General features: G+C 72.4%; 20 protein-coding genes and 1 pseudogene. 18 read left to right on the top strand and 3 right to left on the bottom strand.

Annotation, left to right across the window (positions count from 1 at the left end):
* Positions 1-480: pseudogene (locus R5W23_RS01925) on the top strand (ISKra4-like element ISSiac4 family transposase); the annotation flags it as partial.
* A gap of 311 nt (positions 481-791) precedes the next feature.
* Here the strand turns inward: R5W23_RS01925 and R5W23_RS01920 are convergent.
* The 3 genes from R5W23_RS01920 to nusG form a co-directional block, all read right to left on the bottom strand.
* Positions 792-1,568 carry a tyrosine-protein phosphatase gene (locus R5W23_RS01920; protein ID WP_261185092.1) on the bottom strand — a complete coding sequence of 259 codons (777 nt, stop codon included), beginning with the start codon at positions 1,566-1,568 and terminating at the stop codon, positions 792-794.
* Positions 1,569-1,601: 33 nt separating this feature from the next.
* Positions 1,602-3,860: a polysaccharide biosynthesis tyrosine autokinase gene (locus R5W23_RS01915; RefSeq protein WP_320684874.1), complete on the bottom strand. Its 2,259-nt coding sequence runs from the start codon at positions 3,858-3,860 to the stop codon at positions 1,602-1,604.
* 108 nt (positions 3,861-3,968) lie between these two features.
* Positions 3,969-4,502: a transcription termination/antitermination protein NusG gene (nusG, locus tag R5W23_RS01910; protein WP_320684873.1), complete on the bottom strand. Its 534-nt coding sequence runs from the start codon at positions 4,500-4,502 to the stop codon at positions 3,969-3,971.
* Between the two features lie 549 nt (positions 4,503-5,051).
* Here nusG and R5W23_RS01905 point away from each other — a divergent pair.
* The 17 genes from R5W23_RS01905 to R5W23_RS01825 all read left to right on the top strand — a co-directional run bounded on the left by R5W23_RS01905 (position 5,052) and on the right by R5W23_RS01825 (position 23,210).
* Entirely contained in the window at positions 5,052-6,557 is a 1,506-nt protein-coding gene (locus tag R5W23_RS01905; protein ID WP_320684872.1) for an MraY family glycosyltransferase, read from the top strand.
* Positions 6,558-6,582: 25 nt separating this feature from the next.
* Positions 6,583-7,401, top strand: a complete 819-nt coding sequence (locus tag R5W23_RS01900) for an ABC transporter permease (RefSeq protein ID WP_320684871.1) — start codon at positions 6,583-6,585, stop codon at positions 7,399-7,401.
* A gap of 8 nt (positions 7,402-7,409) precedes the next feature.
* Complete coding sequence (locus R5W23_RS01895; protein WP_320684870.1) at positions 7,410-8,699, top strand: ABC transporter ATP-binding protein; 1,290 nt, start codon at positions 7,410-7,412, stop codon at positions 8,697-8,699.
* Positions 8,687-9,235, top strand: a complete 549-nt coding sequence (locus R5W23_RS01890) for an acyltransferase (protein ID WP_320684869.1) — start codon at positions 8,687-8,689, stop codon at positions 9,233-9,235. Before R5W23_RS01895 ends, R5W23_RS01890 begins: the two co-directional genes overlap by 13 nt.
* Positions 9,232-10,158, top strand: a complete 927-nt coding sequence (locus R5W23_RS01885; protein WP_320684868.1) for a glycosyltransferase — start codon at positions 9,232-9,234, stop codon at positions 10,156-10,158. The genes R5W23_RS01890 and R5W23_RS01885 overlap by 4 nt, the downstream gene beginning before the upstream one ends.
* Positions 10,155-11,126: a glycosyl transferase gene (locus R5W23_RS01880; protein WP_320684867.1), complete on the top strand. Its 972-nt coding sequence runs from the start codon at positions 10,155-10,157 to the stop codon at positions 11,124-11,126. Before R5W23_RS01885 ends, R5W23_RS01880 begins: the two co-directional genes overlap by 4 nt.
* On the top strand, positions 11,123-11,341 hold the full coding sequence (locus tag R5W23_RS01875) for a hypothetical protein (protein ID WP_320684866.1): 219 nt from the start codon (positions 11,123-11,125) through the stop codon (positions 11,339-11,341). The genes R5W23_RS01880 and R5W23_RS01875 overlap by 4 nt, the downstream gene beginning before the upstream one ends.
* A complete protein-coding gene (locus tag R5W23_RS01870) occupies positions 11,338-12,303 on the top strand; it encodes a glycosyltransferase family 2 protein (RefSeq protein WP_320684865.1) in 966 nt (321 codons plus the stop codon). Before R5W23_RS01875 ends, R5W23_RS01870 begins: the two co-directional genes overlap by 4 nt.
* A 63-nt stretch (positions 12,304-12,366) precedes the next feature.
* Complete coding sequence (locus R5W23_RS01865; protein WP_320684864.1) at positions 12,367-13,506, top strand: glycosyltransferase family 2 protein; 1,140 nt, start codon at positions 12,367-12,369, stop codon at positions 13,504-13,506.
* 2 nt (positions 13,507-13,508) lie between these two features.
* A complete protein-coding gene (locus R5W23_RS01860) occupies positions 13,509-14,750 on the top strand; it encodes a glycosyltransferase (RefSeq protein WP_320684863.1) in 1,242 nt (413 codons plus the stop codon).
* A gap of 5 nt (positions 14,751-14,755) precedes the next feature.
* On the top strand, positions 14,756-15,826 hold the full coding sequence (locus R5W23_RS01855; protein ID WP_320684862.1) for a glycosyltransferase: 1,071 nt from the start codon (positions 14,756-14,758) through the stop codon (positions 15,824-15,826).
* Positions 15,826-17,142, top strand: a complete 1,317-nt coding sequence (locus R5W23_RS01850; protein ID WP_320684861.1) for a glycosyltransferase — start codon at positions 15,826-15,828, stop codon at positions 17,140-17,142. Before R5W23_RS01855 ends, R5W23_RS01850 begins: the two co-directional genes overlap by 1 nt.
* Positions 17,139-18,599, top strand: a complete 1,461-nt coding sequence (locus tag R5W23_RS01845; RefSeq protein ID WP_320684860.1) for a hypothetical protein — start codon at positions 17,139-17,141, stop codon at positions 18,597-18,599. The genes R5W23_RS01850 and R5W23_RS01845 overlap by 4 nt, the downstream gene beginning before the upstream one ends.
* On the top strand, positions 18,596-19,807 hold the full coding sequence (locus R5W23_RS01840; RefSeq protein WP_320684859.1) for a glycosyltransferase family 4 protein: 1,212 nt from the start codon (positions 18,596-18,598) through the stop codon (positions 19,805-19,807). The genes R5W23_RS01845 and R5W23_RS01840 overlap by 4 nt, the downstream gene beginning before the upstream one ends.
* Entirely contained in the window at positions 19,804-20,901 is a 1,098-nt protein-coding gene (locus R5W23_RS01835; RefSeq protein WP_320684858.1) for a glycosyltransferase family 4 protein, read from the top strand. Before R5W23_RS01840 ends, R5W23_RS01835 begins: the two co-directional genes overlap by 4 nt.
* Positions 20,898-22,079 carry a glycosyltransferase gene (locus R5W23_RS01830; protein ID WP_320684857.1) on the top strand — a complete coding sequence of 394 codons (1,182 nt, stop codon included), beginning with the start codon at positions 20,898-20,900 and terminating at the stop codon, positions 22,077-22,079. The genes R5W23_RS01835 and R5W23_RS01830 overlap by 4 nt, the downstream gene beginning before the upstream one ends.
* Before the next feature lie 9 nt (positions 22,080-22,088).
* Positions 22,089-23,210, top strand: coding sequence for a glycosyltransferase family 4 protein (locus tag R5W23_RS01825; protein WP_320684856.1), 1,122 nt, complete (start codon positions 22,089-22,091; stop codon positions 23,208-23,210).
* The last annotated feature ends 23 nt before the right edge of the window (positions 23,211-23,233 follow it).

The following is a 23,233-nucleotide window of genomic DNA, read 5'->3' as shown; positions in this document are numbered from 1 at the left end:
GAGGCGGCCGTCCACCGACACTTCGACGAGGGCACGTTGTGCATCCTGGACTGGTATCACGCGGCCGAACACATGCACGAGTACGCGAAGGCGGCGTGGCCGGGCGACGAGTCCAAGCGGACGGCGTGGTCGGCACAGGCGAAGGGCGTGCTGTACGAGCGAGGGGGTTCGGGACTGGTGAGGTGGTTGCGGCGTCAGCAACTGCCGGCAGCCGGTGACGCGTTGCGTCGGCTCGTGGGCTACTTCGAGGGCAACGCGCACCGGACCGAGTACCCGGAGTACCGGGCGGCCGGGTTAGACATCGGCAGCGGTCCGACGGAGGCCGGTTGCAAGGTAATCGGTGCGCGGCTGAAAGGGTCGGGGATGAGGTGGTGCCCCGACGGGGCGGCTCGGGTCGGGGCTCTGCGCGCGTTGTATCAGAGCGGCCCCGCGTTATGGGACGGATTCTGGAAGGCGACCCCAAAACGGCGGGTCGCTTGATTTACCGCCCACGATCTTTGAACACACCCGCCGGGCGCAGATCGACGAGTGGGATCAATCGATCGAGAAATAGAGCGGTCGGCGCACGGCGACCTCTTGGTCCCGGAGCAACCCGGCGTGCTGGACCGATACACCTGAGCAGCTTTGGAATAACGGTGGTTGAACGTCCAAAGGGCGGTGCGGTGAGCCAACGCTCCGCGCCCATCGGCACGTCAAGCCAATCGCCCGCGACTGGCGCAACGAGCCCAACGAACGGAACGAACGGTCGGCGCCTCTCGATCACTCGCACAATTTGGAAGGCACGGATTCGCTCAGCGGAAGAGCTCGCTGTACCAGGACCGCGCGCGGGGGGCCGGAGCGGGAACTTTCACCGGTAGCCCCTGGAGAATCGCGGCCCCCCAAATGCCCGCGCGGTCCGCAGCCGCGCGGCCGGCACACCGGGCCAGCGCCTCGAACCCGGCCCGGAGGTGTGGCCGGCGGCGGGTCATCCGGTGGCCGTCGGAACCGAGCAGGTGGATGACGCCGCGCTTCGCCCAGTCCCGCAGCGCGCGCCCGACCGCGCCCGACGGCGGCTCGGCCAGCGCGCCCGCGGTCACCTGGATCAGGCACCCCGCCGCCACGAGGCCGTCGACCGCTCCGGGATCGTGGAGCAGCTCGGGGTAGCGCTCGGCGTGGGCCACGACGAGCCGGACCCCGGACCGGCGGAGCGCCCCCGCGAGCGGGCGCACGTCCACGAACCCGCTCGGCGGCATCTCGACCAGCAGGAACTGCCCGTGGTCGCCGATGCTCAGCAACCGCCCGGCGCGGAAGTCCGCTTCCAGGTCCGGGGTCAGCGCCACCTCGCCGGTCGGATGCACCGCGAGCGGGACCCCGTGGGCCGTGAGCTGGCTGGCCAGATGGGCCGCCGCGAGCCGGAGTTTCGCGGCCGTGTTTTCGGGATAGAGTTCGTTCTGATGCGCGAGCGCCGTGACGTGTGTGGCGCCCTCCTCCGCGAGGAGCCGGCACATCGCCAGCGCCTCGGCGGCGTCGGTCGGGCCGTCGTCGAGGCCGGCCAGCAGGTGAACGTGCGTGTCGACGAGCAAGGTCATGTGGAACCTCGGTCGGGAACCTCGGGACGCGCCTCACCGGGTCGGCGCGGGCACCCGGCGTGCCCCGTCTTCATCGGCATCAGCGTTATAACTGTCCGAGTATTTGTAACTGGTGTATTTGTACTCGTAGCCGTACCCGTACCCGTACCCGTACCCGCGGCCTTCGTCGCCCGACGCGTTCACCACCACGCCGATGGTGTGGGCGCCGACGCCGGCCAGCACCTCTCGGGCGCGCTCCGCCGCGGGGCGCGCCGTTTTCGTCATCCGGAACACGACGAGCACCCCGTCCGCTTGCGGGGCCACGATCGCGGGGTCCGCGACGGCCATCAGCGGCGGGCTGTCGACGATGACGAACTCGTACCGTTCCCGCAGCTCGGCGAGGACGCGCTGGAACTGCGGGCTCCCGAGCAGCTCGGCCGGGTTCGCGGGCCGCGGGCCGCACGGGAGCAGGTCGAGGCCCGGCGCGCCGCTGGCAACGATCCCGTCGGCGAGCGGCCGGAGCCCGGCGATCACTTCGGCCAGCCCGGTTTCGGGCGCGCCCGCGCCGGCAAACAGCTTGTGGACGCGCGGCTTGCGCAGGTCGCAATCGACGAGGATCGTCCGCTTCCCCGACTGCGCGACCGAGAGCGCGAGGTTGGCCGCGAGCGTGGACTTCCCGTCGCCGGGGGTCGGGCTGGTCACCTGGATCACCTGGTGCCCGCGCCCCTGCGTGCTGAAGTAGAGTTGCGTGCGCAGCCCCCGGTACGCTTCGGCTTCCGACGATTTGGGGCGCAGCGCCGCGACCAGCAACGGGTCGTAGGTGGCGGGTTCGAGGCTGAGCGCCGGCGCGGTGCGGATCCGCGGAATGTGACCGACCACGGCCAGCCCGAGGCGGCGCCGGATCTCGGCCGGGGAGCGGAAGCTCTTGTCCCGCGTCTCGGCCAGGACCATGAGCCCGCAGCCGAGAAGCGCCCCGATGCCCAACCCCAGCAGCAGCGAGCGGACCAGCACCGGGGCGACCTTGTGCCCGCTCCCCGGGCGGGTGATCTGCTCGGCCGCGTACCCGCCGGCCCCGAGGGTCGCCTGCCGCGCGAGCCGCTCGGCCTCCAGCCGCATGATTTCCGCGTCCGCGTGCTGCGACTGAACGGCCATGGCATCGGCCAGGTCCAGCAGCCCGCCGGCGCGCTTCATGGTCTCTTCGTCCTTGGACAGCTGCGCCTCGAGCTGGGCCAACTGGCGGCCCGCCGTCCGGCGCTTTTGCTCGACCCAGAGGATGTGCGCGCCGAGCTCGTCGAGCACCGGGCCGCCGGCCGCGGGCGGGCGCGCGAGCTCCTCTTTGAGCACCGCGATCCGCGCGTCGACCGCGAGCACGCGGGGGTGGTCCTTGCCCAGCCCGGCCGCCTGGGTCAGCTCCCGCCGCTCGAACTCCAGCGCCCGCAGCGCGGCGGGTCCCGTCAGCTCGCCGCCGCTGGCCGCGGTCGGTACGACGGGCGCGCGGTACTGGGCCGTGAGCTGAACGAACGCGAGCTGCCGGTCCTCGGGCGCGGGGCCGGTGCGGCCGACGAGTTCGATCTGCGCGTCCAGGTTGCTGATGTCGGTCCGCAGCGCGCGCTCCTGGTCCCGGAGCGCGCTCACGCGGGTGCGGACGCTCGACACGTCCTCGGTCGTGATGCCGCGCAGCTCGGTAAGGTGCGTGATGCGGTGCTCGCCCGCCGCCTTCCGCTGCCCTTTGACCGCTTCGAGGAGCCGGTCGAGGGTCGCGATGCGGTCCTGGGACGCCTTCTCGTAAATGGAGTACAGTTCGGCCTGGTACGCCGCGATTACGGCCTCCAGGAGCCGCTTGCACAGCTCCGGGTCCGGTTCGCGGAGCGTGAGGTTCAGGACGCCGCTGCCGACCGTGGGGCCGGCCGAGTCCTTGTCCCGCACGACGGTCAGCCCGGTGCCGATCATGTCGGCGACCGCCCGGTCGTCGGCCGGGAGCCCGTCGCCGCCCGCCGCCCGCGCCTTCGCCGCCGCCGCGAGCCGGATCTTCTCCGACTTGATGAGCGTCACCTGGGTGGCGACGTGGTCCTCGACGACGCGGCCGTCGCCCTCCTTGGTCACCTCGACGCCCTTCTTCACGACCAGCACCTGTGCGGTCGATTGGTACTGCGGCGCCGAGGTCGAGTAGATCAGGGCGCCGAGCACCCCGCCGATGATCAGCCCGACGGCCAGGAACTGCCACCGGCGCATGACGAGGTGCAACGGGTTCAGACCGGACGCGGGCTCGTCGTCGTCGGGCGGGGCGGCGGTATTCTTGTCGGTATCGGCCACGGCAGCGGGCTCCAAGAGTGGCAGGGCGGCCCCGGAGCGCGAGCGCCCGGGGCGCGGACAACATGGAGGCGGGCGTGCGAACCGGGTAAGGGCGCGGCTTCGCGCGCCTTACGCGATCGGAACAGCCTTTTCGAGGAACCGCTCCTCGACCGTCGCTTCGATCCGGGCACCGAGGAAGGACACTTCGATGAGGACCCGGCGGGTGCCCGGCTTCAGCCGGAGGATCGTGCCGAGCGAGCCGGCGAGCGGCCCCCCGACGATTCGCACGGTGTCCCCGATCACCCCGTACACGCGCTCCTGAAGGAGCTGCCGGTTCGCGAGCAGCTCCGCGACCGAGCGCAGCTCGTCCTTCAGTTGATCGGGGTCCGGGGCGCAGAGCAGCTGCGCGATCAACTTGCGGCACGACGGGGGCACGCGCGTGCAGTCCCGGTACTCCCGCTCGCCGCAGAAGACGTAGCCCGGGAACACCGGCAGTTGCGCCGTCTGCGTCTTGCTTTTGGTCCGGTTGACCCGCGTCAAGAGCGGAAGGAACACGGGCACCCCGGCGGCGGTCAGCTGCTCGGTCACCGCCTTTTCCCAGCGGGCCGCGGTCCGCAGAGCCGCCCAGCGGCCCACGTCGTCGATGATCGTTGACTCGTCCATGAAGCCCCCCGGCCGCGCGACACCGTTGACCGCGGAAACGGACCCGCTGCTGAATTATCGAACACGCCGTCCGATTTTGGCCCCGGCGCCGGGGCGAGAGTTTCCGGTCCGGGCACCGTTGCGTGAACGCCTCCGGACCGCACCGAACTTTTGAGGAACGAGCGGAAACGGAATCTTGATCGCGGGGCGCATTTTTCGGGCCGGAGTGACACCCCGCCGAACCTGATTGCACGGTGGCCAAAAAATCGGCGTACGGAGTTGCTTCGATACTCGATAACACATTACGTTTCCCAACGATCCGACTCGCTCGACGCGAGCGGGCCGTCCCCCTCTGCCACTCAGGGGGGACGCGGCCCGAGTTCCCCCCTGGCAGCCGCTCGACCGCGAGGTCGACCCGCTGTAAGGCTCGCGCAGCGTTCCCCATTTGTCACAACCGGTGGCCCACTAAATCGCGACCACGCGCCCGGCCCGGGTGCGTTCCCCGCCGTCCAGCACCGTTCGCGCGGGGGACCGCGTCCCCGCGCCGCGTGCGCATTCGGATGGTTCGCCTTGACCACTCATTCCCTCGGTGCCGTTTGGTGGGTGCCGCTCGCGGCGGGCGCCGGCGCCGGGCTGGTGCTGACTCGGCTGGCCCGGAACGTGGCCGATCGCAACGGGCTGGTCGACGCCCCGGACGGCCGCCGCAAGATGCAGCAGCGGCCGGTTCCCGTGATCGGCGGCGTCGCCGTTCTCCTGGCGGCGGTGCTCGCGCTCGCGGTGACGCTGCTCGTGTCTCACGCGTTCGCCGCGGTCGTGCGGGACGACGTGCGCTGGGCCGCCGCTCTGCTGGCGGCGGCGGCCACCATCACCGCCGTCGGGTTCGTCGACGACCGGCACAACCTCCGGGCGCGCCACAAGCTGGCCGGGCAGATCGTTGCGACGCTGGTTCTCGTCGTCGGCGGCGGCTACCTGATCGAGCGCGTGGCCCTGTTCGGGTGGGTGGTCGAGTTCGGGCCGTTCGCCGGACCGGTCACGGTGTTCTGGCTGCTGGCCTGCGTCAACGCGCTGAACCTGATCGACGGGATGGACGGGCTGCTGGGAACGGTCGCGGTGACCGGGCTGGGAGCGCTCGCGGTCATCGCGCTCATGGTGGGGCAGGTGTTCGCGGCGACCGTCGCGCTGGCCCTGTGCGGCGCGGTCGCCGGGTTCCTCTGGTTCAACCTCCCGCCCGCGACCGTGTACATGGGCGACGCGGGCAGCATGCTCGTCGGGCTGGTCATCGGGGCGCTGGCGATCCCGTCGTCGCTCAAGGGGCCGGCGACCGTCTCGCTCATTTGCCCGGTCGCGATTCTGATCCTGCCGGTCCTGGACACCACGGCGGCCGTGATCCGGCGCAAGCTCACCGGGCGCGGGCTGGCCACCGCCGACCGGGGGCACCTGCACCACGTCCTGCTGCGCCACGGGCTCACCGTGCGGCGCGTGCTGGGGCTGGTCGCCGTGCTGGGGCTGGTCGCGTCCGTCGGCGCGCTCGCGAGCACCGCGTTCAAGAACGATTTGTACGCCCTCGTGGCCGCCGGGGGCGTCGCCGTCACCCTCCTCGCGACCCGCCTGTTCGGGTGCGCGGAGTTCCACCTGATCCGCAAGCGGGCCGGCTTGGCGCTCGGGAGCGCCCTCGGTTGGGCCCCGGCCCCCGCCGGGGTCGGGCTGGCGGTTCGCATCCAAGGCACGATCGACTGGGACTCCGTTTGGGCCGTGTTGGCGGAAGCGGCCGGGAGCGCGGACCTCCAGTCGCTCTCGCTCGACGTCAACGCGCCCGAGCTGCACGAGAACTACCACGCGCGGTGGGAACGCGCCGCGTGCGCCACGCCCGATACGCACTGGTGGCGGGTCGAAAGCCCGCTGTTCGCGCGCGGCCACCTCATCGGCCGGGTCGCGGCGACCGGGGGCCGTGACAGCAGCTCGATCGAGCGCATCTTCCAGACGCTCGCCCGGATCGTCGACGCGGCGGAGCGCCGCGCGACCGAGTTGACCGAACCGGCGCCGGCGCACGGTGCCGCGGCCTTCGGCGCCCGCTGAGCCAGGCCTTGCGAGGAGCCCGACCGTGTCCCGTACCGTGATCCGAGCCGGCCGCACCGAGCGCCAGTACTGGCGCGACCTGTGGCGGTTCCGCGAGCTCCTGTTCCTCCTCGCGTGGCGCGACGTGTCGGTCCGGTACAAGCAAACCGTGATCGGGGTCGCGTGGGCCGTGATCCGCCCGCTCGCGACGACGGCCGTCATGGTGGTCGTGTTCGGCGGCGTCGCGCAGCTCCCCTCCGGCGGGGCGCCGTACCCGCTGCTCGTCCTGTCGGGGATGCTGGGCTGGCAGCTCTTCGCCAGCGGCTTCTCCGCCGCGAGCGAGAGCCTGGTCGGTAACGGGAACCTGATCTCGAAGGTCTACTTCCCGCGGCTCGTCGTCCCGTTGAGCGCGGTCGCGGTGAGCCTCATCGACTTCCTGGTCACGCTGCCGGTCCTGCTGGGGCTGATGGTCTGGTACGGGACCGACGTCACCTGGCGGCTGGCGCTGCTGCCGCTGTTCGTCGCGCTCGCGGCCGTCGCGGCCGTCGCGGTCGGGGTCTGGCTGGCGGCGCTGAACGTCCGGTTCCGCGACGTGCGGTTCGTCATCCCGTTCGTGCTCCAGTTCGGGGTGTACATCTCGCCGGTGGGGTTCGGCCTCGGGGCGGTGCCCGAGCAGTACCGGTGGCTCTTCGTCCTGAACCCGGCGGTCGGGCTGATCGAGGGGTTCCGCTGGGCGCTCTTGGGGCAGGCGTGCGAACAGACCCCGTACGCGGTCGCCGTGACCGTCGCGGCGACGGGCGCGACGCTGGCCGCCGGCGTGCGGTACTTCCGTCGCACCGAAAAGACATTCGCGGACCGGATCTGAGGCCAGCTGTGGGCGAACCCGAAACGGTGATCCGCGTCGAGGGCCTGGGCAAGCGGTACGCGCTCGGGCGCGCTGCGGGGCCGGGGCCGTCGACGCTCCGGGACGCGCTCGCTGCCGGCGCGCGGGGGCTCCTCCAGCGGCTGCGCGGCCGCCGGCCCGCGGACGCGCCGCCGGACGAGTTCTGGGCACTCAAGGACATCGCGTTCGAGGTGAAGCGCGGCGACGTGGTCGGGGTCATCGGCCGCAACGGGGCCGGCAAAAGCACGCTGCTGAAGCTCCTCTCGCGGATCACGGAGCCGACGGCGGGCCAGATCGAGATCGAGGGCCGGGTGGCGAGCCTGCTGGAAGTGGGCACCGGGTTCCACCCGGAACTGACCGGGCGCGAGAACGTGTACCTGAACGGCTGCATTCTGGGGATGTCGCGCGCGGAGGTTCGGGCGAAGTTCGATCAGATCGTGGAGTTCGCCGAGGTCGAGAAGTTCCTCGACACCCCGGTGAAGCGGTACTCGTCGGGCATGTACACGCGGCTGGCGTTCGCGGTCGCCGCGCACCTCGAATCCGAGGTGCTCGTCGTGGACGAGGTGCTCGCGGTCGGCGACACCGCGTTTCAACAGAAGTGCCTGGGGAAAATGGGCCAGATCGCGCGGGGCGGGCGGACGGTGCTGTTCGTGAGCCACAACCTGTCCGTTGTGAACCAGCTCTGCACCCGCGGGCTGTACCTGCGCGACGGCGGGCTCGTCGCGCACGGCCCCGTCGCGGACGTCATCGGCCGGTACCTGGGCGGCGCGGACCAGGGGGCGTACGCCGGCGCCGCCCGCCCGGACCGGCCGACCGTAACCTCGGTCCGGATCGATACGGCCGAACTCGCCCGCGGGCACCTGAGCGTGGCGGTCGGCTTCGAGTCGCCGGTCGCGTTCGACCCGCTCGTCGGGGTGGTGGTCTCGACGGACCTCGGCACCCCGCTCTTCGGCACCAACCGCGACCTGCACCCGACGAACCCGCACGGCAGCTCTCGGACCGGGCGGTCGGCGGTCACGTTCCCGGACGTCCCGCTGCAGTCGGGGACCTACAGCGTCTCGGTCTGGCTCGGGGACGGGACCGGGGCGGTTCACGAGCACCTGCCGGACGTGGTGCGTTTCGATTTCGTGTCGAGCGCGGCGCTTTCGAGCCGGTACTCGACGCGGGTGATCGGCCCGTTGCGGGTTTCGGCGCGCTGGTCGGTCGCGCTCGGCACGCGCGACGCACACGACCCAAGTGCCGGCGGTGCTCACGAACGAGGCGTGCCGTGCTCCGGGTGACGTGGGCGCGCGCGGTCCAGGCCGCGCGCCGCGCGCGGTTCGCCTGGGCGGGCGCCGAGTTCGGCGCGGGCTGCGACCTCGCCCGCGGGGTGGTGCTCGCGCCGGGGGTTCGGAACGGCCGGCGGGGGCGCGTGACCGTGGGTTCCAACGTGAGCCTCGGGCGCGGTGCGGTTCTGCGGGCGTGGGGCGGCTCGGTGGCGGTCGGGGCGAACGTGTTCGTCGGCGAGTACACGGTCGTCTACGGGCACGGCGGCGTGTCGATCGGCGACGACACGCTGATCGCGATGCACTGCCGCATCCTCTCCTCGAACCACACGATCCCGCCGCGCGGCGAGCGCATCCGCCACCACCCCGATGTGCTGCTGCCCACGGCCATCGGCCGCGACGTCTGGCTCGGCGCCGGGGTCACGGTTCTGGGCGGCGTGACGATCGGCGACGGCTGCGTTGTTGCCGCCGGGGCGGTGGTCACACGCGACCTCCCCGCATACGCGGTGGCGGCGGGCGTCCCGGCCAAAACGTTTCGGTTCCGCGAATGAGCCCCACCGTCTCGGTTCTGATCCCGACCCACAACCCGGACGCAGGCCGGTTGGCCCGCACGCTGGACGGCCTTCGCGCGCAAACGCTCCCTTTGGAGCGGTGGGAGCTGATCCTGGTCGATAACGGCTCGGCCGCGCCCGTCGCCCCCGTGCTGAGCTGGCACCCGTCCGCGGGGGTGCTCCGCGAACCGCGGTTGGGGCTGACGTTCGCCCGGCGGGCGGGCGCGGCGGCGGCCGAGGGGGCGCTTCTGGTGTTCGTGGACGACGACAACGTGCTCGCCCCGAACTACCTCGCGCGGGTCGTGGACGCCTTCGCCCGCCGCCCGCGGCTCGGCGCCCTCGGCGGCCGGTCGGTGCCGGAATGGGCGGTCGAACCGGCCCCGTGGGTTCGCGAGTTCGCGGGCGCGCTGGCCGTGCGCGACCTCGGCGACGCGGAGCTGATCGCGGACCCGAGCGCCGAGACCGGCTACCCGGCGTGCGCCCCCATCGGCGCCGGGATGGCGCTCCGGACCGAAGCCTGGGCGGATTACGCCCGCGCGGGCGCTTCAGGCCGCGGCGCGATTACGGACCGGAGCGGCACCTCGCTGGCCAGCGGCGGCGACTGCGACGTCGTGCTGCACGTGTTCCGGGCCGGGTGGCAGGTCGGCTACACGCCGGAACTGTGCCTCACGCACCTGCTGCCGGCGGCGCGGTTGACCCGCGAGCACCTCGCGCGGCTGAACCACGGCATCGCGAAGTCGTGGGTCCAGGTGCTGGACCGCCACGGGCTCCGCCCCTGGCCGCGGGTCGCGCGCTGGACCGTGCCGCTGCGCAAGTGGCGCGCGTACCTCCGCTACCGGAGCTGGACCGGACCCGCCGCGTACGTCCGCTGGAGGGGCGCGTGCGGTCAGTTTGAAGGCCGCGCGCTCCTGGGGGCGCCATGAGCCGGTTGCGTCAGCTCGCCAAACGGCTGCGGGTCGGGAGGCTGGCCTATCGGCTGGTCCACGCGCCGCGCGCGTTCCTCAAGAAGTGCGCGCGGGAAGGGCCGCTGAACCTGTGGCTCGCGCGGCGCGGTCGGGCGGCGATGGAGCGCGCCGCGCTTCGGCTGCCCCCCGCTCCGGAGCCGCTCGGTGCGGACGTTCCGTGCGTGTACTTCCTGACCGGCGCCCAGTTCTGGTACCAGACCGCCTTCTGCGGGCACTCGCTGCGGGTCCGCGCCGGGGCGCCGGTGCGGATCGTCGTCATCGACGACGGCACGCTCCGAGCCGAACACGCCGCGGCGCTCGCCCGCGTGCTACCGGGGCTCGAAGTGCGCCCCGCGGACGCGGTCGTTCGCCGGCTGGACGAGCACCTCCCGGCGTCGAAATACCCGACCCTTCGCCGGAGGCGGCTCGTGTACCCGCACCTGCGGAAGTTGACCGACGTCCACGCGGGCGGCACCGGGTGGAAACTGGTGCTCGACTCGGACATGCTCTTCTTCCGCCGCCCGGACGTGCTACTCCGGTGGCTCGCCGCGCCGGACCGCCCGTGTCACATGCGGGACGTGGAAAGCGCCTACGGGTACTCGCCCGCGCTGATGGCCGAACTCGCCGGCGCACCGGTCCCGGACCGGGTGAACGTCGGGGTGTGCGGCCTGCGCAGCGACGGCATCGACTGGGACCGTTTGGAACACTGGTGCCGCGCGCTCGCGGAGCGCGAGGGCGACCACTACCTCCAGGAGCAGGCCCTCACCGCGATGCTCGTCGCGGGCACGCGGTGCGTCGAGGCGCCGGCCGCGGAGTACGTCGTGCGGCCGGCGCGCCCCGAAGCGGAGCGCCCCACGGCCGCCCTTCACCATTACGTCGCCGAGTCCAAGGCGTGGTACTTCCGCTTCGGGTGGCGGCGCGCTAACACGAACCGAGGTGAGGTATGACGGCCCCCGACCGCGGCGCCCCGGGGCTCTGGATCGGCCCGTCGCTCAGGGCGATGGAGCGGCTCAGCGCCCGCCCCTTTCTGGCCCACGGGCGCGGCTGCCACGGGTACGTGTATTCGGTGCCGAAGGGCGTACCGAAAGGGAGCGCGATCGAAGACGCAAACGAGATCATTGATCGCTCCCGGACCCGGTACTTGGGGGCGGAGGCGTCGTGACCGTTCCACTCGTTTCGTTTCTCACCCCGGCGTACAACGCGGCGGCGTACCTCCCCGACACGGTGCGATCGGTGCTCGCGCAGACGCACCCGCGGGTCGAGGTGATCGTCGTCAACGACGGCTCGCGCGACGACACGCTCGCCGTCGCCCGGTCTTTCACCGACCCGCGCGTGAAGGTGATCGATCAGGAGAACCGCGGCCAGAGCGCGGCGGAGAACCGGGCGTTCCGGGAGGCGCAAGGCGAGTACGTCGTCCACCTCGACGCCGACGACCTGATCTCGCCGAACAAGGTCGAGGTCCAGGTGCGGCGGCTCGCCGGGGCGGAGCCGGGCTGCGTGTCGTTCCACCCGTGGGGCCGGTTCGTCGGCCACCCGCGGGGCACCCGGGCCGTCCCGCAGCCGTTTTGGCGCGACATCGCCCCGGTCGATCTGCTGACCGAAATGTGGGAGCAGCACAGCATGGTTCAGGGCGGGTGCTACCTGCTCCCGCGAGCGCTCGTCGAACAAGCCGGGCCTTGGGACGAGTCGCTTTCCCTCATCAACGACTTCGATTTCTTCCCGCGGGTCCTTGCCCGCGCTCGCGCGGTGCTGTTTTGCCCGGACGCGTTCCTCCACTACCGCTCGGGGCTGGCGAGCGCGCTGAGCGCCACGAAATCCGATCGGGCGTGGGACTCGGCCTTCCGCGCCACCCTCGCGGGCACGGGAACGCTGCTCGCCGCCGGGGACACGGCGCGAAGCCGGAAGGCGTGTTCGCGTGTGTGGGAAGAGTTCATTTTCGCCTGCTACCCCGCGGTGCCGGAGCTGCGGCGGCGTGCCCGCGAGCAGGTGCGGGCGCTGGGCGGCCCGCACTTCTCCCCTCAGATGGGGCCCAAGATGCGTGCGCTCGCGCGGCTCGTCGGCTGGAAGCTGGCGAAGCGGATCGAGAGATTGGCCCGCCGCCTGACGCGCGCCAAGAAGGCGTGACGAGAGCGGCGGGCACCCGTTCACGCTCGAAACGGCCCGGCGGCGCCTCTCAAGGGAGCACATGTGGACATCAGCGTCGTGATCCCGGCGTTCAACCGCGTTGATCTCTTGCGGGCGAGCGTCGGAAGCGTCCTCGTGGCGGCCGGCCGGGCCGCGCCGCTGCGGGTCGAATGCGTCGTCGTGGACGACGGCTCGGATTCGCCACTCGAGCCTCGTCTGGGCGACCTCCGGGCGAGGTTCGCCCCGCCTCATTGCCTCCGCGTGATCCGGCAGGCGAACGCCGGGTCGTCGGCCGCCCGGATGACCGGCCTTCACAACGCGAACGGCGAGTTCGTTCAGTTCCTCGATTCCGACGACCTCCTGCACCCCGATAAACTGGCGGCCCACGTGCGGGCGATGCGCGAGACCGGCGCCGAGTTGTCGTACTGCGACCAGGCCACCACGCGACCTTACGATCCGCTCAACGACGCGCACGAGCCGGCCCGGCTGTCTGAAAAAGTGCTCCCCACGGTTGGGACCGCAGCCGAGCTGTTTATCGGCGTTCAGACCGCCCCGCACGCCCCGGTTTTCCGTCGCGCCGCGCTCCTGGCCGCACTGGCGAACCCGTTGGTGCCCCCGAGCCGGGTGTTCGAACCCGCCGGGGACACGTGGCTGTTCTTCAACTGCGCGACGCAACCGTGGCGCGTGTGCAAGGTGAACGGCCCGTTCGCCGTTACCGTGTGCCACGACGACGAGCACCTTTCGATGAAGTGGGAGAAGCTCGGCGTCCCGGCGCTCGCCGTGACGCTCGTGTTCGCGCTCCGGTGCCCCCAAACGCCGGAAACGCGGGCGGCGCGCGCGTTGCTCGGCGCAGCCGCGTTCCAGAGCTACCGCCGGCTCCCGCGGCGGTTCCACGCGGAGTACGAACGGCTCACGCTCGCCGTTTACCAGACCAGCCCCATCGACGCGCCCCGCGCGCGCCTCGGCGGCCGGCGGTTCGCGCGGCTCGCGTCCGTGCTCGGCCCCGCGCGGGCGGCGCGCGTCCTCCGCCGGTTCCAGTGCGGACCGTACAGCCGTTGCCGGACCATCGACCGCGAGGAGCTCGACGACGTGTTCGGCCGGGCGCTCCGCCACGTGATCGCGGTCAGCGGGCGCGAGCCGTTCGAGGCGCGGTTCGGCCGCAGCCCGGTCCAACTGGCGCCCACGCTCGTCGGGGGCGCCTGAACGTGGCCCGCCCGCGAATCTGTCTGATCGGCCCCGGGGCGCCGTCCTCGAACCCGCGGCTCGTCAAAGAAGCGGACGCCCTCGCGGGGGCCGGGTACCCGGTTCGCGTCGTGTGCGGGACCGGGCACTCGCTCGGCACCGATCTCGATGACGAGCTGTTCCGGGCACGCGGGTGGCAGGTGGTCCAGGTGCCGTTGGGGGCCAAGTGGCAACGGGCGGCCCGCGTCTTGCGACAGCGGGCGGCGGCGGCTCTCGTTCGGCGCGGGCTGTGCCACACGCGGTCCGTGGCCGCGTGGGCCGAATCGGAACTCGTCGTGCGGCTGGCGCGGGCCGCCGCGGCCGAACCGGCCGACCTCTACATCGGGCACTATTTACCCGGACTCTGCGCGGCCTTCCGGGCGGCCCGTCGGCACGGCACGAAGTTCGGGTTCGACGCCGAAGACAGCCACGTTGACGAGCTCCCCGACTCGCCGGAACACCGCAACAGGCGCGCCGCCCGCGAGTCGCTCGAACGCGGGCTGCTCGCCCGGTGCTCGCACCTCACGGCTTCGAGCCCGCTGGTCGCGGGCGCCTACGAGCGCCGCTACGGCCGGCGCCCGGCGATCGTCTTGAACGTGTTTCCGCGGTCCGAAGCGCCCCGCGAGCCGGTTCCCACCGCGTACTTGAAGGGCGAGGGCCGACCGACGCTCTACTGGTTCAGCCAGACGGTCGGGCCGGGGCGCGGGCTGGAAGCGGTCGTCGCCGCGATGGGTTTAATGGTCACGCCGGTCGTGCTGCACCTGCGCGGCGTTCCCGCCGCCGGGTACCGCGAACGACTGGACGCGCACGCGGCCGCGCACGGGGTCCGCGGGCGGATCGTGTGGCACCCGGCGGCCGCGCCGGGCGAGATGGTCCGGCTCGCCGGTGCGTTCGACCTGGGCTTCGGGACGGAAACCGGCTTCACTCCGAACAACTCGATCGCGCTGTCGAACAAGATCTTCACCTACCTCCTCGCGGGCGTCCCGGTCGTCCTGAGCCGAACGCCCGCCCAGGCCCGGCTCGCGGGCGAACTGGGGGACGCCGTCGCGCTGGTCGACCTCGGCCGCCCGGGAAAGTTTGCACGCGCGCTCGACGCCCTCGTGCTCGACCGCGACGGGCTCGCCCGGCGCCGGGAGGCGGCGTGGAACCTCGGTCGCAACCGGTACAACTGGGACGTCGAGCAGAAGGCGTTCCTGGCCTCTGTCGGCGCCGCTCTGCGCGATTAGCTCACATGCGCGTCTTGCTCACCGCCGACCCCGAGATCCCGGTCCCGCCGCTCACGTACGGCGGGATCGAGCGGATCGTTGCCGACCTCGCGGCCGGTCTGCGGGAGCGCGGCCACGCCGTCGGGTTGGCGGCGCACCGGGGTTCCACCGCACCGGTCGACGCGTCCTTCCCGTGGCCCGGCGCCGCCTCGCAGAGCCTGCGCGACACGGTCCGAAACACCCGCGCCCTCGCGCGGGCCGTGAACGCGTTCCGGCCGGACGTGGTCCACAGTTTCTCGCGGCTGATGTACTTGCTCCCTCTGTTGCCCGGGCGGCTGCCGAAGGTCATGTCCTATCAGCGCAACCCGAGTCTGCGAACGACCCGGTGGGCAGAGCGCCTCGCGGGCCGAACGCTCCGGTTCACGGGGTGCAGCGGGTACATCTGCGCAATCGGGCAACAGGCCGGCGGAACCTGGGACGCGATCCCGAATTTCGTCGATCTCACGAAGTACACCTTCCGGGCGGGCGTGCCGGCCGATGCGCCGTTCGTCTTTTTGAGCCGGGTCGAACACATCAAGGGCGCCCATGTCGCCATCGCGGTCGCGAAACGCGCGGGCCGGCGGCTCGTGATCGCCGGGAACCACGCGTCCGACGACACCCCGAACGGGCGGTACTGGCGCGACCAGATTCAGCCGCACCTTGGGCGGAACGGGATCGAGTACGTCGGACCCGTGAACGACGCGCAGAAGAACGAGTGGCTCGGTCGCGCGGCGGCGATGCTCGTTCCGATCCAGTGGAACGAGCCGTTCGGGATCGTGTTCGCCGAAGCGCTGGCCTGCGGGACACCGGTCATCAGTTGCCCGCGCGGCGCGCTGCCCGAAATCATTCGCAACGGGACCGAGGGCTTTTTGGCCGAGACCGAAGAGGCCCTCGCGGCCGCCGCGCGCCGGGTCGGTGAGATCGACCGCGCCGCGTGCCGCGCGCGGGCCGAATCGGCGTTCTCGGCGGAACGTGTGGTTGCCCAATACGAGCGCCTGTACACAGAAGCCGCACGGGGCGGGCCACAAGCCCGCCCGCTGGCCGGGCGGGTGCCCTGATGCGTCGCGTGCTGATCGTGAGTCCGCACTTTCCGCCCGTGAACGCCCCGGACTGCCAGCGGGTGCGGATGGCGCTCCCGCACCTGCGCGAGTTCGGCTGGGACGCGCACGTGCTGGCCGTCGACCCGTCCGGGGTCGAAGGCTTTCTGGACCCCGACCTCGCGCGAACGCTCCCCGCGGGGCAGGCGGTCACCCGCGTGCCCGCGGTTCCCGCGTGGCTGACCCGGGCGTTCGGGTTCGGCGGCCTCTGGCTCCGCGCCGGTGGGCGGCTCGCGGCCGCCGGGGCGGAGCTGCTGCGGCGCGAGCGGTTCGATCTGGTGTTCTTCTCCACCACCATCTTCTCCGCGATGAAGCTCGGGCCGCGCTGGCTCCGGCGGTTCGGCGTGCCGTATGTAATCGACCTCCAAGACCCGTGGATCAGCGACTACTACTCCCGCACGGGCACGCCCCCCCCGGGCGGGCGCCTCCGCTACGCGCTCGCACAGTGGGGCGCCCGGCGGGCCGAGCCAACGGTGGTGCGACACGCCGGGCACGTCGCGACCGTTTCGCCCGCGTATGCCGATGCGCTCCGGGCGCGCTACCCCGACGTCCCCGCCGAGCGCTACACGGTGCTGCCGTTCGCGGCGGCGGCGAGCGACTTTCAGGTGGTCGCGGAACGCAACATCGGACACGGGGTGTTCGACCCCGCGGACGGGTTGCGGCACTGGGTCTACCTGGGGCGCGGCGGCGCGGACCTCGCCCCGGCCCTGCGCGGGCTGTTCGGCGCCTTTGCGGCCGTTCGCCGCTCGGACGCGCGTGCGGACCGCGTGCGCATGCACTTCGTCGGGACGAGTTACGCGAAGAAGGGGCTGGCGCGCGAATCCGTTCGCCCGCTTGCGCGAGCCGCGGGGCTCGCGGCCGTGGTGACCGAACAGACCGACCGGTTGCCGTACCTGCGCGGGGTGTCGCTGCTGCGCGCCGCGGGCGCGCTGCTCGTCGTCGGCTCGGACGACCCGAGCTACAGCGCCTCGAAGATGTACCCGTACATCATGGCCCGGCGGCCGCTGCTGGCAATCCTCCACGAGAACAGCCCGGCCGCCGCGGTCATCACCGCGTGCCGGGCCGGTGAGGTGGTGCCGTTCGCGACGGGCGAAAGCACCGAGAACCTCGCAGCCCGCCTCGCGCCGGCGCTCGGGCGCCTGCTCGCCGCGACCGGCACCGAACCGCCCACCGACTGGGCCGCGTTCGCGCCCTACACCGCGCGCGAAATGACCAGGGTCTTGTGCCGCACGTTCGACTCTGCGATCCCCGCGCCCAACCGAACCGGTCCCCGATGATCGACCCCAAAGCCAACCCGCTGTTCCTCCGGCTGTTCTGGGGCGGCGCCGCCGTGCTGGCCCTCGGCGGGCTGGTCGCAGCCGAGTCGGTCGTCTCGGTGGGGACCGCCGCCGGGTTCCTCATCGCGGCCGCGGCCGCGGTCCCGGCGTACCTCTGGGCGCGGGGCCACGCGTGCGGGCTGCCCATTTATCCCATCGTCTGCCTGACGTACATCTGGACGTGCGCGCTGCCGCTGGTCCAGGGCCACCAGGCGGTGCAGAACTACTCGACCGGCGACCAGCTCACGGCCGCCGCGACGGTCATCGGGTACCTGCTGCTCGGCACCGGGGTCTGGTGGACGTTGACCGCGAGCCGGCCCCGCGTGCCGCGCGCCTACTGGGGGTTCCCGGAGGCCCGGAGCGGCGTGTTCCTCACGTTCCTGGGCTGCGGGTGCGTGTTCCTGTCGCCGCTCCCGTGGATGGTGGTGTCCCTCCCCGGAACGGTCCACAGCGCGCTGCGGATGGGCACCCTGGCACTCGCGATCCTGTCCGCCGTGGTGCTCGCGTTCCAGTGGGGCCGGCAGCAGTTGAGCATGAACGTGAAGGCCACGTTCGCGGGACTGCTCGTCGTCTACATGCTGCTGGACGCGGGCGGGCTGATCATCCACGGGGTCGCGATGCTCACCTTCTCCACGGCGGCCGCGTTCGCGCTCGGCCGCGGGCGGGTCCCGTACCGCCTGATTATCGTCGCGTTCGTGGTCTTCGCGGTGCTCCACAGCGGGAAGTGGGGCATGCGAAAGGCGTACTGGGGCGAGTCGCCGAAACCGTTCCCGGGCTACGTCGAGTTCTACGCCGAGTGGGTGAGCGAAGGGGTGGGCGAGTTCGTGTCGGGGCGCTTCGACCCGGCCGCGGCCGAGCGCCCGCAGGGCTCCTCCGTCCTGAGCCGGGCCTCGGTGATCCACATGATCCTGCTGGTTCAGACCAACAGCCCGTCGCAGGTCGAGCACCTGAACGGCTCGACCTACGAGATCATCCCGGCCCTCGTGCTGCCGCGGTTCTTGAGCACCGACAAGCCGTGGTCGCACGAAGGCACGTACATCCTGTCCACGCACTACGGGCTGCAAACGCGCAGCCAGACCCTTAGCACGACGATCGGGTTCGGGCTGCTCGCGGAGTCGTACGCGAACTTCGGCTGGTTCGGGGTTCTGGCCCTCGCGGTGCTGACCGGCACGGTTACCGGGACCGCGGCGCGGTGGGGGGCGACCGTGCCGGTCACCTCGTTCCCGGGGCTGTTCGGCTTCCTGGTGCTGTCCGCGTTCCTGCAAACGGAGGCGACCGCCGGGGTCGCGGTGACGTCGCTCGTGCAAGGGACGCTGGCGCTCCTGGCCGTCGGACTCGTGCTGATGCGGAGCACCCCGAACGGCGAGCGCGTCCCGGAGCGGCACGCGCGCCTCGCGCTCGCGGGGGGAGACGCGTGACCAAACTCGCGATCGTCACCACGCACCCGGTGCAGTACTACGCCCCGTGGTTCCGCCACCTCGCGGAACGGTCGGGGCTCGCGGTGCGCGTGTTCTACCTCTGGGACTTCGGCGTCTCGGGGCGGGTCGATCCCACGTTCGGGGTTCGTGTGACCTGGGACATCCCCCTGCTGGACGGGTACGAACACGAGTTCGTCCCGAACCGCAGCCGCAGGCCGGGCACGAACTCGTTCTGGGGGATCGACAACCCCGGCCTGCTCGCGCGACTCAAGCCGTTCGCGCCGGACGCGGTCCTGTGCCTGGGCTACAACTACGCGACCTTCGCGAAGCTACTCCTTTCGCGGCCGCGGTACACGCTCATCCTCAGGGGCGACTCGCACCGGCTCGTTCCGCGGTCAGGGTGGAAGGCGCGGCTCAAACGCGCGGCGCTGGCCCGCGTGTTCCGCCGGTTCGCCGCGTTCCTCTACGTCGGGCAGGCGAACCGCGAGTACTACCGACTTCACGGCGTCCCGGAGGACAAGCTCGTCTTCTGCCCGCACGCGGTCGACAACGACCGGTTCACCGGGGGCCGCGGGGCGGCCGAACCGGACGCGCGCGAGTGGAGAGCGGCCCTCGGCATCCCGGGGGATCACCGGGTCGTATTGTTCGCGGGGAAGTTCGAACCGAAGAAGCGGCCGCTCGACCTGCTGGAAGCGTTTCGGCGCGCCGCGCCCGGGCGCGCGTCGCTGCTGTTCGTCGGCAACGGGCCGCAAGAGCCCGAGCTGCGCCGCGCGGCGGCGGGTGTTCCGAACGTGTTCTTCGCACCGTTTCAGAATCAGTCGCGGATGCCCCGAACGTACGCCGCGGCCGACCTCGTCGTCTTGCCGAGTTACGGACCGGGCGAGACCTGGGGGCTGTGTGTCAACGAGGCCATGTGCCTCGGCCGACCGGTCATCGTGAGTTCGCACGTCGGGTGCGGCCCCGACCTCGTTCGCGACGACGAGACCGGCGGCACCTTCCCGGCGGGCGACGTCGGCGCCCTCGCGGCCCGGTTGCGCGCGGCCCTCGCGGCCCCGGGCGCCCTCGCGGTGTGGGGGCGGGCGGGCGAAGCGCGTGTCGGCCGTTACAGCTACGAACACGCCACCGCCGGCCTCCTCACCTGCCTGGCCCGGCTGAAGCCCTCTGCCGGCGCCGCACCCGAAGCCGGGACGATCGGACGCGCGCGATGACCCGCCCGGCCCCTCTCTCAGCCGCCCCCGCGCGAACCGAGCGGCCGCGGGTTCTGTTCGCGGCGACCTCGCTGGAAGCCGGGTCCGGCGGGATCCAGCGCGTCGCCCGGCTGATGGGCCGCGTCCTCCTCGAAGACTTCGCCGACCGCGCGACGGTTTCGCTCCTGAGCTTGCACGACGAGGCCCCGGCCGCCGACGTCGGCGCCCCGGTCCGGTGCGCCGGCGGCTCGCGGCTGCGGATGGCGTGGCACGCGCTCCGGACGCGCGGCACGCACCTCATCACGGACACCTGCAACCTCGGCCGGCTCCGCCGCCTCCCGGGGTTGAACCGGCCACACCTCGCGGCGCTCCACGGCATCGAGATCTGGGAAGGCGCCAGCCCCGCCTGGGTGTCGAGCGCGAAGGCCGCGACCGTCCAGATGTTCAACTCGGACTACACCCGCCGCCGCGCCGAGCGGGCTCACGGCCGGTTCGGGCGCGCGGAGGTGTGCTGGCTGGCGACCGAAGCCGAGCGCCCGCCGCCCCCGCGCCCGCGCCCGTCCGCTTCGGCCGAAGTGCTCGTGGTCGGGCGCATGGTCGCGGACCGGGACAAGGGCCACCGCGACCTGATCGCGGCCTGGCCGTCGGTCGTCGACGCGGTGCCCGGCGCCACGCTCCGGGTCGTCGGGCGGGGGCCGGGGCAAGCGGCCCTGGAGGCGCTCGCCGCGCAGAGCGGTGCCGGCCGGAGCATCGTGTTCGAAGGGTTCGCGACCGAAGAGCGCCTCGACGAGTTGTACGCACGCGCCACGGCGTTCGCGATGCCGAGCCGCGGGGAGGGGTTCGGCATCGTGTACATCGAGGCGATGCGGCACGGGCTGCCGGTCGTCGCGTCGGTGCACGACGCCGCCCCCGAGATCGTGCTCGACGGCGGAACCGGGTTCACGGTCGATCTGGACGCACCGGGGCAACTGGCGGATCGCGTCATTCGACTATTGAGGGAGCCGGGGCTGGCCGATCGGTTCGGCGCGGCCGCGCGGTGCCGGTGGGCGGAGCACTTCCGCTTCTCCTGTTTCCGAAAGCGGTTCGGTGACATTCTGGGCCGGTTCCTCCGATGACGCCGCTCCGCATCCTCCATGTGATCCCCGCCGTCGCGCCGCGGTACGGCGGCCCGAGCGCCGCCATCGTTCCGATGTGCGAGGCGCTCAACGCGCTCGGGGGCGTCACCGCGGACGTGGCGACCACAGACGTCGATGGCGCGGGCGCGTACGACGCGGCCCAGTGGCCCGCGCGGAGCACCGCACTACGCCTCTTCCGGGTCAGTCGGGGAACGGGGGCGCGCTGGGCGCACTCGGCGCCCCTCGCCCGGTGGCTGGACGAGCACGTTCGGTCTTACGACGTCGTCCACGTTCATTCCGCGTGGCTGCACCCGACCTTCGCGGCCTGCCGGGCGGCCCGGCGGCACCGCGTGCCCGTTGTGTACCGCCCGTGCGGGACGCTGTCGCCGTACACCTGGGCGCGTCACCGGCTGATGAAAGCGGCGTACTGGGTCGGCTTCGAGCGGTCGAACGTCCGGTCGGCCGCCGCGTTCCATTGCACCAGCGACGACGAGGCGGCCGAACTGCGCCTGTACCGCGCGCTGAAAGCCCCGGTGGTTGTTCAGCCGCTCGGCGTTGCCCCCGACGCGTGGGCCGCTCCGGCGCGCGCCGCCGCCCTGCGCGAGCGGTGCGGCCTCCCGGCCGACGGCCCACCGGTCGTCCTCTTCCTGTCGCGGGTGCACCCCAAGAAGGGCGTGACGGACCTGCTCCTGCCCGCGTTCGCCCGGCTCACGCGGCCCGCGACGCTCGTGATCGCCGGCGGCGCCGACGGGTCGGCGCCGGACTACCCGGACGAGGTCGCGCGAACCGCCGAGCGGCTCGGGCTGACGGCGCGCGTGCGCATCCTCGGCCCGATCGCCCCCCCCGACCGGTGGGCGGTGCTCGACGGCGCGGCGGTGCTCGCGCTGCCGAGCCACCAGGAGAATTTTGGCCTCGTGGTCGCCGAGGCGATGGCCCGCGGCGTCCCGGTGGTGGTGTCCGACCAGGTTCAGATCGCCCCCCATGTCGTGGCCGCGAAGGCGGGGGCGGTCGTTCCCCGCGACGTGGACGCGCTCGCCGCCGCGCTCGACGCGTTGCTGGAGCACCCGGCGGGGCGGACCGCGACCGGGGCCCGCGGCCGGGAGTACGCGCGAGCGGTCTTCGATTGGGCCGCGGTGGCGGCGCGGCTCCGCGACCTCTACCGCGCACTGACGAAGTGAGCGCCAGCCGTGCGAATCACCATCTTGAGCGGGCCGTTCCAACCGTTCCCGCCGGCCCCCGGCGGGGCCGTCGAGCGGGTCTGGCACGGGCTGGCCGAAGCGTTCGCGGCACAGGGCCACACGGTCACGGTCCTCTGCAAAGCGGGCGTCGGGCAGAAGGTCGAAGAGACCGTCAACGGGGTACGATACGTTCGCCGGACCGGGTTCACGGCCGGCCCGAGGCTCCTTCCGAATCTGGTGAAGGATTTGGGCTATTCGCTCCAGATGCAGCGGCTGCTCCCCCCGGCCGACGTCCTGGTCACGCACAGCTTTTGGGCGCCGGTGGTGGCCCACCTCCGGCGCGGGGTCGGGCGGGTCGTCGTCCACGTCGCCCGGATGCCGAAGGGCCAGCTCCGGTTGTACGACCGCGCCGCCCGGTTGAACGTGCCGTCCTCGGCGGTCCGTGACGCGATCGCCGGAGAGCGCCCCCAACTGCTCGCGAAGGTGCGAGTCGTCCCGTACCCGGTCGACGGGCGGTTCACCCCTCCCGCTGAGAAGCGCCCGCGCAAGCCCCAGCCCACGGTGCTGTTCGCCGGACGGATCCACCCCGAGAAGGGCCTCGACTTGCTGGTCGAGGCGTTCGCGCGGTTGGACCCGGTGCGGTTCCCGGCGCGCCTGCGGATCGTCGGCCCGTGGCTCGTCGCGCAAGGCGGGGCCGGGGGCGAATACCGGGCCGCGCTCGCGGCCAAATCGGCCGGCCGCGCGGTCGAGCTGGTCGAGCCGGTCTTCGACCGCGTCGGGCTGGCGAACGAGTACCGCGCCGCGGACCTGTTCTGCTACCCGTCGCTGGCCGAAGCCGGGGAGACGTTCGGCGTCGCGCCGCTGGAAGCGATGGCCACCGGGTTGCCCCCGGTCGTCTCCGACCTCGCCTGCTTCCGCGACTTCATCACCGACGGCGCGACCGGGGTCGTGTTCGACCACCGCCGCCCGGACCCGGCGGGGCGGTTGGCCGAACAGCTCGGCCGGCTCCTCGGCGCCCCCGCCCTTCGCGAGCAGATCGCCGGCCGCGCGGCGAGCCGGGCCGCGGCGCACACGCTCCCGCGCGTGGCCGCGGCCCACCTCCGGGACTTTGAAGAAGTGCTCTCCGAATGACGAACTCGCCCCAAGCCGAGCGG

Origin of the sequence: Gemmata algarum (genome assembly GCF_034097035.1) — a bacterium.
Classification (GTDB): Bacteria; Planctomycetota; Planctomycetia; order Gemmatales; family Gemmataceae; genus Gemmata; species Gemmata algarum.
The sequence above is the reverse complement of the archived record's forward strand: the minus strand, read 5'-3'. Positions and strand labels throughout refer to the sequence as shown.